The organism is Thioalkalivibrio sp. ALE19, from assembly GCF_000428605.1.
Taxonomy (GTDB): Bacteria; Pseudomonadota; Gammaproteobacteria; order Ectothiorhodospirales; family Ectothiorhodospiraceae; genus Thioalkalivibrio.
In genome coordinates this window covers 97,381-110,796 of record NZ_AUAG01000008.1, presented here as the reverse complement: position 1 = coordinate 110,796, position 13,416 = coordinate 97,381, and the positions used below count along the sequence as shown (strand labels likewise).

Here is a 13,416-nt window from a genome sequence, read left to right as displayed (position 1 = left end):
CCGGGGCGGGCGGAACCCGCCGCCGGAGGCCCCGTCCGGAGATTGCCACGGCCCCTGGCGGGGCCTCGCAATGACAGGAAGCAACCCGCGGGGCCCCGCGATGACAGGAAGCAACCCGCGGGGCCCCGCGATGACAGGAAGCAACCCGCGGGGCCCCGCAAGGGCGAAAGACAACTGGCGTGGCCTCGCGATGACGGGACGCAACCAGCACCGTCATCGCGAGGCGCGCAGCGCCGTGGCGATCTCCGGGGGCGGCCCCGGCGGAGCCGATCGTCAGTCGGGTTCGGCGCCGGCCTGAGCGGTGGGCAGCTCGGCGAAGTGCTGGCGCGCGCGCGCCACCAGGTCCCCCGGCAACCCTTCCTTCTCCGCGATGGTCAGGCCGAAGGACACCCCCGGCTCGCCGATCAGCAGGCGATAGGTGGGCGACAGGGTATCCGGGTCGAACTGCATGGAGGCGTTGAGGATGCCCGACTGCTGCGCCGCATAGTCCTTCAGCGGCGCCAGGTGGGTATTGACGATCCCGCGGGTGCCGCGCGCGCGCAGCTCGTCCAGCATCGCCATCGCCAGCGCCGCGCCCTCGTCCGGGTCGGTCCCGGTCCCCAGTTCGTCCAGCAGGATCAGGCTCTCCGGACCCGCGTTGTCCAGGATGCGCTTGAGCACCGCCACGTGCCCGGCGAACGTCGACAGGTGGTGCAGCAGGCTCTGGTTGTCGCCCACGTCCACCATCACCTGGTCGAAACGGCCGATGCGGCAGTCCTGCTCCGCGGGGATGTGCAGCCCGCACCAGGCCATGGTCACCAGCAGGCCGAGGGTCTTCAGCGCGACCGTCTTGCCACCGGTGTTGGGGCCTGTGATCAGCAGCAGCGGCTGCTCGTCGTCCAGACGGATGGACAGCGGCACCGGCTGCGGCCCGTTGCCCTCGGCGAACTGCAGCAGCAACAGCGGATGATAGGCCTCGTCCAGCTCCACCCCGGGGCGGTCTTCCAGGACCGGCGCATGGGCGTTCATCTGCGCGGAGAGCTGCGCGGCGGCCGAGGCCAGGTCGATCCAGGTCAGCGCCGTCAGCATCAGATCCAGCGGCTCGCCGTATTCGCGCACGGTGTCGGTCAGCTCGCGCAGCAGCCGCTGCTGCTCGTTGTTGATCTGGCCGTTCACGGTGTCCAGCTGGTTGTTCAGCGGCACCGCCTCGATCGGCTCGATGATGTGATCACGCCCGCCCATCGCGGTGCCCCGGCGCACGCCCTTGACCGCGCCGGCGGCATCCCCGCGCAGCACCATCACCGCGCGCTCCTGATGCCACTGGACCTTCAGCGCTTCCTCGCCCGACTGCGCCAGGTCCGACTGGGTCAGGCGCTTGTGCACCACCGTCTCGACCTCGCCGCGCAGCCGGTTGCGCTCGCCGAAGGCCTGCACCAGCGATTCGCTGGCGTCCTCGCGCAAGGACCCGCCGGGGTTCAGGCAGGCAGACAGGCGCTGCTCCAGCGCCTCCGGCGGGTACAGCTTGTTCAGGTCCGCGGGGTAGATCTCCGGGGTATCCGCCAGCTGATCCGCCAGCTCGCGCGCATGGCGCATGATGGTCTGCAGGTTGTGCAGCGCCTGCACCGGCAGCGCCGAACCCGGATTACCCGCCTGGCGCAGCGCTGCCCGCACGTCCGGCAGCTGCCCCAGGCGCGGCAGCGTGCCCGCATCCAGACGCTGGCGGGCCACGGTCACCGCCTTCTGCAGCGCGCGCGCCGCCTCCAGGTTGGGGGCGGGCTCCAGTCCGCGCGCGGCATCGGCACCGTAGGGCGTGGCGGTCAGGCGCTCCAGCAGGCGCTGGATCGCGGGAAATTCGAGGGCCTTCAGATCAACCTGCATGACATCCCCTTGTTCATGAAATCTTTACCGGAGCCCTGTGGGAGCCGGCTTGCACGCGAAGCCCCCCGCCTGTGGGTCGGACCGGGGTTCGCCGGCAAGCCGGCTCCCACAGGAAAGGAACGATGGCCCGGCCTACTCCTCGGCCTTCTTGAACATGCCGAGGTAGGCCTTCTTGTCCAGCATCGGCTCGCGCATCACCGCCAGCATGTCGTCCAGGTGTTCCGGCGTGCTCATGCCCACCAGCGAGGTCCCCAGACCCGGCGTCGAGCGATTGAACTGCATCGCGCGCTGCGCCGGACTGGCCAGCCCCGCCAGCTCCTTCTCCACCACTTCCACCGACTGCTGCGCCAGGTGGCCCTTGAGCATGGTGTGCGAGGCCATCATGTAGATCTCCAGCTGATGCGCCGCCTGCAGCGGGCTGGCCACGTTGCCCTGCCCGGTGGCCGTATTGAAGCGCGTGAAGCCTTCCAGCATCACCTGATTGAACGGCAGCATCGCCAGCTTGAAATGATCGCGCGCGAAATCGTCGCCGGTCACGGTCTGCGCCGCTCGCTGAGCCAGCCCCTGGATCGAGGTCAGCGACTGGAACACCGCGGCGTCGGTCTCCTCGCGAAAGCCCTCGAAGGTCGAGATCCCGTAGGCGCGGATCTTCTTGTCGCGCACCGCACGTTCCAGCATCTCGAACACCGGCTCCAGCTTCCAGTTGGTGCGTTCCTTGCCGATCTCGTGGATGTGCACCTCGGGCTGGTCGATGATGAACGCATCCAGGGTCTCCACGCCCATCAGCGAGCGCGACAGCTCCATCTGGTAGTGGATGTATTCCGGTGTCAGCAGGTGCGCGCCCTTGGCCAGGTCCTCCTTTGTGCCCATGCCCGGGGCCTCGATCTCGCGCTGGAACCAGGCGTCCATGTCGTCCGGCTGACCGCCGCGCAGGGTCAGGAAACCACCCTTGGAGATCAGGAACATCGCCTCGCGCGGGACCCCGGCCTCCAGCGCCGTGCGCACGCCCGCCCCCACGGCCGCCAGGGAGCGGCCGTAGCGGTAATGCGCGGAGGTATCCACCACGTTGATGCCCTCGGTCAGCCCGCGGGCCACGATCGCGGAGATCGCCGCATCCACCTCGGCGGTGGCCGCCCCGCCAAAGGTGCCGATGCCCAGACTGGACAGGCGCATCCGCGCGCGCGAGAACTCGCTGTAATGGCCCTCGGCCGCGCGCCCGTCGGCGAGGAACGACTCGGCGTACTTGCGCGTCGCCTTGGCGTTGGCGTAGCCGGGAATCAGTTTCTGCGAAGCTTCCATATTCCTCTCTCGAACCGCCGCAACAGGGGCAACCGCCGGATCCTGGTCCTCCGGCGCATCGCATCGGGAATGCGAATCCTAGGGAAACACCGCTCGATGTGCACGTTTCCCTCGACAGACGGAGGGTGCCCGCCCTGCGCCCCCCGATCGTTTGCGGCCAGCCCCGGAATGCTGCGAAGCTGGCGGCCCCATCGTGCCGCCCGGAATACCGCCCGAGATGACCGCTCCCGAAGACCCCGAACACACCCCGCAGACGGGCGTCGAACCGGAAGACGAAGCCGGCTTCGAGGCCCTGGAACGCGGCGACTTTGCCGCAGCCCACCGAATCTGGAGCGAACGCGCCGACGGACCGCATGCCGGCGCCCATCTCGGCCTGGGCGTGCTGTACGCCAGCGGCCTGGGCGTCGAATCCGACGTGCAGCGGGCCCGCGAGCACTGGAAACGCGCGGCCGATCTGGGCCTGCCGGATGCCTGCTTCAACCTCGGCCTGCTGGCCGAACAGGGGGTCGCCGAGGGTGATCCCGCGGAGGAAGCCGAGACCTGGTATCGCCGCGCGGCGCAGGCCGGTCACGCGAACGCCCAGTACAACCTGGGCGTTCTGCGCTTCGCCAGCGAAGTCACCCCGGAAGCCGCCGCGGAGGCCGTCGCCTGGTGGGAGAAAGCCGCCGAACAGGGCGATCCCGATGCCCTGAACAGTCTGGGGGTGGCATACGAAACCGGCCGCGGCTGCGATGCCGACCCCGCCGAAGCCGCCCGCCTGTACGCACGGGCCGCCGGCGCCGGTCATGCCGGGGCGGCCTGCAACCTCGCCCAGCTGCTGGAACAGGGCCACGGCGTGATCGCCGATCTGTCCGAGGCCGTGCGCTGGTACCGCCAGGCCGCGGAGGACGGCGACAGCGAGGCCGCCGCCCGCCTCGGCAACCTGTACCGCGACGGCAAGGGCGTGGAATGCGATCCGGCGCAGGCGGCACACTGGTATCGCGTCGCCGCCGATGCCGGCCATCCCGCGGCGCGTACCAACCTGGGCGTGCTGCTGGACCGCGGTCACGGGATCGCCCGGGACCAGCGCGAGGCCGCCCACTGGTACCGGCTGGCGGCCCGCCAGGGGCAGATGCAGGCGCAGTACAACCTGGGCATCTTCCTGGCCGAAGGCCATGGCGTGGAACAGGATCCGGTCGAGGCCTGGGTTTGGTTCTCGCGCGCGGCCGACCAGGGACACCCCTCGGCCGCCGACGCCCGCGACTATGTCCACCAGCACCTGTCACTGGAGCAGCAGCAGGACGCCCTGGCCCGCAAGTCGCGCGAGTAACCGCCATCGGCCGCCGGAGCGGCGTCTCCCCGGACCCGGCCTCATCCGACCCGCCCCCCTTCAGTCGCGCAGCAGATAACGCTCCGTGAACAGGTCACCGAAAGCCAGCAGGCTCACCGCCACCACGGTCGCCACCAGCCATGCCCCGTCACCGCTGCCCAGCGCCCCGCCCACCGTCAGACTGAGCACCAGCACCACGGGGATCATCACCGACCGCGCCAGCAGCACCGCCGGGGCGTTCTCGGTATCGATGCGACCGGTCAGCCGGATCAGGGCAGTCGCCAGCACCAGGAACAGGGCCCCGACCCCCATTTCCTGCAGCCCCTCCCACAGGCCGATGAACATGAAGACGAATGCGCCCTGGATGCCCGACATGATCAGCCCCGGCTTGATCAGCCGGAACAGCGCCTCGGCCCGGGGCAGATCGGTGAGCCGAACGCGGGGTCGCCCGTCGGATGGGCTCGCGGCCGGATCGCCGATCCACAACACTTTCACCGCACCGCCACGGCCCGAATCACGCCAGTCCGGTCGGCGTCCCTCCGGCGGCAGGCGCCACAACGCCCGGACCCCGAGCGCCAGTACCACCAGGGTCTCCAGCCACACCACCAGCAGCACCGCCCCGAACGGGACCCACCCCGCCAGCGCCGCGATCAGCAGCAACCCCAGCCCGAACAGCGGCCCCCAGTGAGCCAGCCGCGCTTCCGCCGCACCTCCGCCCGGAATCTCCATTCCCGCCCTTCCCTGTCCGTTTCCCACCATCCCTGCCGGCGCACTCCGCAGGGTCCGGGACGATCATAATGGAAGCCCGGCACCGCATGGAAAACCGACCCGCCCCGGTTACAACAACCAGTCGCGGTAGGCCCCGGTCGACAACACCTGACGCACCATCTCGGTCGCGTTGTGGACCTCCAGTTTCTCCAGCACCCGGGCACGGTGGATCTCCACCGTGCGCACGCTCAACCCCAGTTCCGCGGCGATCACCTTGTTCAGCCGCCCCAGCAGCATCTGCTCCATCACCTCCCGCTCGCGCGGGGTGAGCCGCTCCAGCAGACGTTCGATCGCCCGGCGCCCCTGCTCCTCCCGGCGCTGCGCGCGGTCGTGCTCCAGCGCGCCGTGGATGCGGTCCAGCAGCACCTCCTCGTCGAAAGGCTTTTCCAGGAAATCGAAGGCACCGGCATTCACCGCGCGCACCGCCATCGGGATGTCGGCGTGGCCGGAGATGAACAGGATCGGCATGCGCACCTCGCGCACGCCCAGCGCCGCCTGCAGTTCCAGCCCGTTCATCCCCGGCAGGCGCACGTCCAGCACCAGACAGCCGGGATGGGCAGGACCGATGCGATCGAGGAGCTCCTGCGCGGAGGCACAGGTCACCACCGGCAACCCGGCCGTGCGCAGCAGCAGATGCAGCGAGTCGCGCACGTCGCGATCATCATCGACCACGTAGACCTTTTCGTCAGGCGTAACCATCCCCGGCCTCCCCCGGCCCGGCGGGATCCGCCCCGCACGGCAGACAGACCCGGAACCGGGCACCCGCGCCGGGCGCATTGTCCGCCACGATGGTCCCGCCATGGCCTTCCACGATGGATCGGGTGATCGCCAGGCCCAGACCGGTGCCCCCGTCACGGTGGCTGACCAGCGGCTGGAACAGATCTTCGACCGCCCCCGGGGGCAGACCGGGGCCCGTGTCCGTGATCACCAGCTCCACGGCCCCGTGATCGGCCGGGCCCAGGGCCACCCGCACCCGGGGCTCGGCCCCCTCGGCGGCGGCTGCAGCGATGCCGTTCTGCACCAGGTTGATGACCACCTGCTGGAGTTCCACCGCGTCCATCCACAGCGGCGGCAGACGTGTCCCGGGTCCATCCAGACTCAGCTCGACGCCCTGGCGGACCGCCTCCGGCTGCAGCAGCGCCAGCGCCTCGCGCACTGCCGCCGCGGCGTCCACCGGCCCGCCGGCGGCAGGCTCGCGGGCCAGCATGGACCGGGTGCGGCGCACGATGGAGGCCGCGCGGTCGGCGCCCTCGGCGATGCGATCCAGCGTCGGCGCGACTTCGTCCGCGGGTGCCCCCTGCTGCATCTGGCGCCGGGCGGCACGGGCATAGCTGGACAGGGCGCACAGCGGCTGATTGAGCTCATGTGCCAGGGAGCCCGCCAGCGTCCCCGCGGCATTCAGCCGGCCGGCCCGGTTCAGGGCATGCAGATGCTCGCGCGCCCGCGCCTCCGCGGCGATCCGTTCCTGACGCACCGCCGCGATCACCAGCGCGGTCAACGCCAGCAGCGCCAGCTGGGCATGCAGGCTGAGCAGGTCATACGGCAAACCGGCCCCCGCGAACGGCCCCTTGCCCGCCGCAGTACACATCAGGGCCACCATTGCGGCCGCGGCGACCGCGGCCGCGGCCACATGCACCCGATGACGCAGGGCCGTGGCGATCACTACCGGGAACACGGCGTAGGACAGCGGCATGGCCACGACATCCGGGAGCTCCGCACCGTAGATGCCGAAGGCCAGTACCGGCGCCAGCACCACCCATCCGGCCGCCTCACCGTCGCGGGCTCGCCAGCGCCCCGCGGACAGCACCCGTGGCCACGCCAGCAACAGCGGCGTGAACAGCACCACCCCCATCAGATCGGCCGCCCAGCAGAGCCCCAGCACCTCCGGGAAACCGGTATCCAGTCCGGTGATCGCCAGGGTGCCCGCCATCGCACTGACCCCGGCACTCACACCGGCACCCACGCCCAGGAACACCATCACGTCGCGCAGCTGAGAGAAATCCGCCCGGAAGCGGCAGCGCATCAGCAGCCAGGCCCCGATCGCCGCCCCGCCCGCCTGACCGGCGGCCATCAGCAGCGCCCCGGCCAGCTCCGCCCCCATCACCAGCTGCACCGCCACCGCCACCACCACCAGCGGCACCAGCAACGAGTAGCCGTAGCGGTACACGAACGCCAGCCCCACACCGGTCGCCGGCCAGACCAGCGGCAGCGGCGGCTCCTCCAGCGCGAACAGGGATCCGGCCCACCAGGCAAGCAACAGGTAGATCCCCACCAGCGCCACATGGGGCGCCCACACCCGCGCCGAACCGTGCCGGCCGGCCGGTTGCTCCTGCTGCGCCGATGCCTCCACTCGCTCCATGACCGTTCGCCTCATCCCCGTTCCCCGAAGGTAGCGCATTTCGTGCCGAACCGAATGCGGGAAATCCCGTACGGGTTTCTCCCGATATCTATCCGCTGTCACGAGCCCTACCCTCAAAGAAAGGCAACCATCCTGAAGGACATCCCATGGTCACCGCATCCTTCCCCGATCTCGCCGGACAACGGGTCCTCGTCACAGGAGGCGGCAGCGGCATCGGTGCCGCGATCGCCCGGGCCATGGCTGGCGCGGGCGCGTGGGTGGCCATCAGCGACCTGGGGGCCGGGGAACACTGCGACGCCACCCGTGATGCCATCCAGGAAGGCGGAGGCGAAGCGATGACCCTGCAGGCCGATGTCAGTGACGAGGCGCAGGTACAAGCGCTGTTCCGGCAGGTGGTCGACACCTGGGGCGGCCTCGACACCCTGGTGAACAACGCCGGTATTCAACAGGACGCCACGTTCTCCGAGATGACACTCGCCCAGTGGCAGAAGGTGCTGGACGTCAACCTCACCGGCCAGTTCCTCTGCGCCCGGGAAGCCATCCGCACCTTCCGGCAACAGGGCACTGCCTCCCGGGGCTCCCGCGCCAAAGGGTGCATCGTCTGCATGTCTTCGGTACACGACACCATTCCGTGGGCCGGACATACCAACTACGCCGTCTCCAAGGCCGGCGTGCTCATGCTGGTGCGCAGCCTCGCCCAGGAGATGGCCCACCTCGGCATTCGCGTCAACGGCGTGTCGCCCGGCGCGATCCGCACCGCCATCAACCGCGAGGCCTGGTCCGATCCGGAGGCCGAGGCGACGCTGCGCACCCTGATCCCCTATGACCGGGTCGGCGATCCCGACGACGTGGCAGCGGCCGTGCTCTGGCTGTCGTCCGACGCCTCCGACTACGTCAACGGCACCACCCTCTACGTGGACGGCGGCATGTCGCTCTACCCCGGCTTCCGGGACAACGGCTGATGGTTTCCCGCGATTCGCCCGGATCCCGGCGCATCATCGGGAGTAAACGGTGATGCGACCCGCAGCGGACATCCGCCTGGGTCGCGCAATCTGCGGCGACCTGGCACAGGCCGAGCGTCGTGAATGGTGGCTGGGCAACGGTCGCGGCGCCTACGCCGCCGGCACCGTGGCGGCGACCCTCACGCGGCGCTACCACGGCCTGCTGATCGCCCCGGTCGAACCACCCCTGGGGCGCCGGCTGCTGGCAACCCGCGCCGAAGCCACCCTGCTCGTCGACGGTGACGCGATCCCGCTGTTCACCAATCGCTGGGCGGACGGTGCCGTGGATCCCGAGGGCCACCGGTGGCTGGAGTCGTTCCACCTGGATGGACGCATGCCGGTCTGGCGCTACGCCCTCGGCAGCCTCGTCCTCGAGTGCCGGATCTGGCTCATGCCCGGCGAGGACACCGCGCGGATGGCCTGGCGGGCGGATCCCGGCCCCGGCCGGGAGAAGACGCCCCTGCAGCTGCGGGTGGCGCTGCTGGTCAACGACCGCGACCACCACCAAAGCACGCCGTCCGATGCGCCGGAGCCCGCCGTGCACGCCGCCGGCGGCGAACTGCGCGTCGAACATCCGGGGCACACCTGGATGGGGGCCGTGGCCGATGGCGTGTGGCAGACCGTAACGCCGCAGTGGATCGAGGCCTTCGACCTGCCGCTCGAGCGGGAACGGGGGCTGCCCGACCGGGACCGTCACCTGCACGTGGCCAGCGTGGTGCTGCCCCTGGAGCCCGGGCGGTGGACAGGCCTGGGCGTCGCGCGGGAGGCCGTGCCCGAGGCCGACACCGGCGGCGCCCTGGACGCCTTCCGCGCCGCCGACGACGGAGAAGTGGCTCACTGGCCGCGGGCGGCCCCCGAGATCGTGACCGCTCCCGCATGGATCCGGCGGCTCGCCCTCGCCACCCGGGACTACCGCTTCGCCCGCCCGCTGCCCGACGGCGGCGAAGGGGCCTCGGTGATTGCCGGCTACCCCTGGTTCGGCGACTGGGGGCGCGACACCCTGATCGCCCTGCCGGGCCTGACCCTGGCCACCGGACATCCCGACGAGGCGAGGCGCATCCTGGAAACCTTCGGCCGTTTCCTGGATCGCGGCATGCTGCCCAACGTGTTCCCGGGCGCCGGCGACAGACCGGAATACAACACCGCCGATGCGGCCCTGTGGTATGTGCATGCGTGGTGGTGTTACTGGCGCGAGACCGGCGACTTCCGCGCCGTCGCCCGGGCCCTGCCGGGGCTCGCGTCCATCATCGACCATTACACCGCCGGCACCCGGTTCGGCATCGGCGTCGATCCCGCCGATGGCCTGCTGCGTGCCGGCGAGCCCGGCATCCAGCTCACCTGGATGGACGCCAGGATCGGCGACCGCGTAATCACCCCGCGCACGGGCAAACCGGTGGAACTCAATGCCCTTTGGCACAACGCCCTGGCCGCCATGGCCGAGCTCGCCGAGGCCGCCGGACAGGAGGGCGAGGACTACCAGCATCACGCCGGGAACGTCGCGGGCGCCTTCGTGCGTTTCGACCGGCCCCGTGGCGGCCTGCTGGATGTCGTCGACGGCCCGGACGGGGACGAGCCGGCGGTGCGGCCCAATCAGATCCTGGCGGTCAGCCTGCCGTTCTCCCCGCTGGACCCTCGCGCGCAGGCGCGGGTCGTGGCGGAAACCGGGCGTCACCTCCTGACCTCCTGCGGCCTGCGTTCCCTGGCCCCCTGCGAAGCCGGTTATCGCGGGCGCTATCGCGGCGGGGTCGAGGAACGCGACGGTGCCTACCATCAGGGCCCCGTCTGGGGGTGGCTGCTGGGCCCCTGGGCGCTGGCCGAGTACCGGATCACCGGCGATGCCGATGCAGCCCGCGCCCGGCTGCTTCCCGTCGGCGACCACCTGACCGACGCCGGACTGGGCCACGTCAGCGAAATCTTCGATGGCGATCCGCCCCATACACCCCGGGGCACCCCAGCGCAGGCCTGGTCGGCCGCGTGCGTGCTGGAGGCATGGTGGCGTCTCGAGCGTGTGACATCGGGCCGCGCCCCGGGCCCGTACCAGTCCCCGGTACCGAACCACGAAGGAGGGTGACATGGACCACGACCATCGACATGACGCCGAACGACAGCGACTGGAACAGCAGCGCCATGGCGAAATCGACTGGCGCCGCTGGGGGCCCTACCTCGCCGAGCGCGCCTGGGGCACGGTGCGCGAGGACTACAGCGCCAAGGGCGAGGCCTGGGAATACTTCGACCATGACCAGGCCCGTTCACGGGCCTGTCGCTGGAGCGAGGACGGGCTGGGCGGGATCTGTGACCAGGAGCAGCGCCTGTGCCTGGCGCTCGCCCTGTGGAACGGGGTCGACCCCATCCTCAAGGAACGCGCCTTCGGCCTGACCGGCAATCAGGGCAACCGGGGCGAGGACGTCAAGGAACGCTATTTCTACCTGGACGCCACGCCCAGCCACAGCCTTCTGCGGTACCTCTACCGTTACCCGCAGGGCGAGTATCCCTATGCCGAGCTGGTGGCGGAGAACCGGCGCCGCGGCCGCAGCGACCCGCCCTTCAACCTGCGGGACCACCCGGTGTGGGAGGCCGGCTACTGGGATGTGGTCATCACCTGGGCCCGGGCGGCGCCCGGAGCCATCCACTGCCGCATCCGCGCCCACAACCGCGGGAATGCCCCGGCCACGCTCCACCTGCTGCCCACGATGTGGTTGCGCAATACCTGGGCCTGGGGTGACGACGATGTCGTGCAGCCGCGCCTCACGACGACCGGAGCGCCCGCGGGCGCGAACTGGGCCGTCCGGGTGACGGCGCCCGCCCCGGGGCACTGCTATCTGTACGGGGCCGGGGACGCCGCCCTCCTGTTCACCGAGAACGAGACCCATCAGGAGCGGCTGTTCGGCGTACCGAGCGCCTCCCGTTACGTGAAGGATGCCTTCCACCGGCGGGTAGTGAACGGCGAGACGAGCGCCGTCAACCCGGTCCCGGAAGGCACCAAATGCGCCGCCTGGTACGCCGCCGAGACACCTCCCGGCGAGGCCTTTCACGTGGATCTGGTGCTCTCGGAGGAAGCGCTGGACACCCCCTTTGCCGACCACGAAGCCGTCCTCGCGGCGCGCACGGCCGAGGCGGATGCGTTCTACGCCGATCTGCTGCCGGACGCCGGCACGGCGGATGCCGCAACCCTGCGTCAGGCGCTGGCGGGCATGATCTGGAATCAGCAGTTCTACCACTACGAGGTACGGCGATGGCTGAACGGGGACCAGCTGCCGCCTCCGTCCGAACGCCGGGCTGGCCGCAACCGGCACTGGCGCCACCTGCGGGCCCGCGACATCCTCTCCATGCCGGACACCTGGGAATACCCCTGGTTCGCCGCCTGGGATCTGGCCTTCCATGTCCCCCAACTGGCCCTGCTGGACCCGGAACTGGCCAAAGGTCAGGTGGAAACGCTGCTGTCGGAGCGCTACCTGCACCCCAACGGCCAGATCCCCGCGTACGAATGGGCCTTCGAGGACGTGAACCCGCCGGTCCATGCCATGGCGGCGCTGGAGGCCTTCCGCGCCGAGCGTGCCCGGCACGGGGCCGGCGATACCGCCTTCCTGCAGCGGGTCTTCCACAAGCTGCTGCTCAACTACGCCTGGTGGATCAACCGCAAGGACACCGAGGGTCACAATCTGTTCGAGGGCGGATTCCTCGGTCTGGACAACATCTCGGTCTACGATCGCTCCCGATCCCTGCCTCCGGGCTACACCCTCAAGCAGGCCGACGCTACCGGCTGGATGGCCATGTTCGCCCTCAACATGACGGTGATGGCCCTGGAGCTGTGCCGCAGCGACCGCAGCTACGACGACATGGCCGTACAGAGCTTCGAACAGTTCCTCGCCATCGCCGAGGCCATCGCCGGCAGCGAGGAGTCCGGCCACGCCGGTCTGTGGGATGAGGCATCGGGGTTTTTCAAGGATGTGGTGGTGACCCCCGAGGGTACCGGCCACCCGATCGACGTCTACTCGTGGGTGGGCCTGATCCCGCTGTTCGCGGCCGAACTGGTGGGCCCGGAGCTTTTGAGCTGCGCGCCACGTTTCCGCCGGGCCCTGCACGAGCACCAGGGCGGTGCCTACCGGGGCAGCGTGGTCTGCGCATGTCCGGACGCGGAGAACGAACACGGCGAACACCTGCTGGCGCTGGTGGATGCCCGCCGACTGGCGGCGGTCCTGCGCCGCCTGCTGGACGAAGACCAGTTCCTCGCCCCGCACGGAATCCGCAGCGTAAGCCGCATCCACGCCGACTACACCGACCTGGGCGAGATCCCCGGCATCGGCCACACCACTATCGAGTACATCCCGGGGGAGAGCACCTCCGACCTGTTCGGCGGCAACTCCAACTGGCGCGGGCCGATCTGGCTCCCCACCAACTACGCGCTGGTGCAGGCACTGCGCAGGTTCCACCGTTTTCTGGGCGACGGCTTCCGCATCCCGGCCCCCTGCCTGGACGGCGCGGAAGTCACCCTGGCCGAGGCCGCCGACCTCATTGGCGAACGCCTCACCGGTCTCTACCGGCCCGACGCCTCCGGCACCGCTCCGGCACTGGCCGGCGACGGCCCCCTGTGCGGTCCCGAAGGCGAACCCCTGCTGCAGTTCTACGAGTACTTCCACGGCGAGGACGGCCGCGGGCTGGGCGCGGCGCACCAGACCGGCTGGACCGGGCTGCTGGCGAAACTGCTGGCCGATTCGCACCGGCCACCGACGTTGTAGGGGAAAACCCCGATTCGCCGCGGTCGGCGGGGGCCTATGTTCAGGACAAGGCGTTCATGTGAACGCCGACCGCACAAAAAACAGGAG

At 70.3% G+C, this 13,416-nt stretch carries 9 protein-coding genes; 4 read left to right on the top strand and 5 right to left on the bottom strand.

Annotated features, from left to right (window positions below; all coding sequences use genetic code 11):
- Window positions 1–273: 273 nt before the first annotated feature.
- Both F787_RS0104505 and F787_RS0104500 read right to left on the bottom strand, forming a co-directional pair.
- A complete protein-coding gene (locus F787_RS0104505; protein ID WP_028491428.1) occupies window positions 274–1,857 on the bottom strand; it encodes a DNA mismatch repair protein MutS in 1,584 nt (527 codons plus the stop codon).
- 132 nt (window positions 1,858–1,989) lie between these two features.
- Entirely contained in the window at window positions 1,990–3,156 is a 1,167-nt protein-coding gene (locus F787_RS0104500; protein WP_028491427.1) for an aldo/keto reductase, read from the bottom strand.
- Between the two features lie 217 nt (window positions 3,157–3,373).
- On the opposite strand from F787_RS0104500, the gene F787_RS0104495 reads away from it, so the two are divergent.
- Window positions 3,374–4,465 carry an SEL1-like repeat protein gene (locus F787_RS0104495; protein WP_028491426.1) on the top strand — a complete coding sequence of 364 codons (1,092 nt, stop codon included), beginning with the start codon at window positions 3,374–3,376 and terminating at the stop codon, window positions 4,463–4,465.
- Window positions 4,466–4,525: 60 nt separating this feature from the next.
- Here the strand turns inward: F787_RS0104495 and F787_RS0104490 are convergent, their stop codons facing one another.
- The 3 genes from F787_RS0104490 to F787_RS15440 all read right to left on the bottom strand — a co-directional run bounded on the left by F787_RS0104490 (window position 4,526) and on the right by F787_RS15440 (window position 7,607).
- On the bottom strand, window positions 4,526–5,194 hold the full coding sequence (locus F787_RS0104490) for a hypothetical protein (RefSeq protein ID WP_028491425.1): 669 nt from the start codon (window positions 5,192–5,194) through the stop codon (window positions 4,526–4,528).
- 108 nt (window positions 5,195–5,302) lie between these two features.
- Window positions 5,303–5,932, bottom strand: coding sequence for a response regulator transcription factor (locus tag F787_RS0104485; RefSeq protein WP_019569654.1), 630 nt, complete (start codon window positions 5,930–5,932; stop codon window positions 5,303–5,305).
- Window positions 5,919–7,607 (bottom strand): ATP-binding protein, encoded by a 1,689-nt coding sequence (locus F787_RS15440; RefSeq protein ID WP_196801914.1) that lies wholly within the window; start codon window positions 7,605–7,607, stop codon window positions 5,919–5,921. The genes F787_RS0104485 and F787_RS15440 overlap by 14 nt, the downstream gene beginning before the upstream one ends.
- A 131-nt stretch (window positions 7,608–7,738) precedes the next feature.
- Here F787_RS15440 and F787_RS0104475 point away from each other — a divergent pair, with 131 nt between their 5' ends.
- From F787_RS0104475 to F787_RS0104465, 3 genes are read left to right on the top strand one after another with little or no spacing between them, the layout of a single operon-like run.
- A complete protein-coding gene (locus F787_RS0104475) occupies window positions 7,739–8,554 on the top strand; it encodes a glucose 1-dehydrogenase (protein ID WP_019569652.1) in 816 nt (271 codons plus the stop codon).
- Between the two features lie 52 nt (window positions 8,555–8,606).
- Window positions 8,607–10,664, top strand: coding sequence for an amylo-alpha-1,6-glucosidase (locus F787_RS0104470; RefSeq protein WP_028491424.1), 2,058 nt, complete (start codon window positions 8,607–8,609; stop codon window positions 10,662–10,664).
- Between the two features lies 1 nt (window position 10,665).
- On the top strand, window positions 10,666–13,329 hold the full coding sequence (locus tag F787_RS0104465) for a glucosidase (RefSeq protein WP_028491423.1): 2,664 nt from the start codon (window positions 10,666–10,668) through the stop codon (window positions 13,327–13,329).
- Window positions 13,330–13,416: the final 87 nt, after the last annotated feature.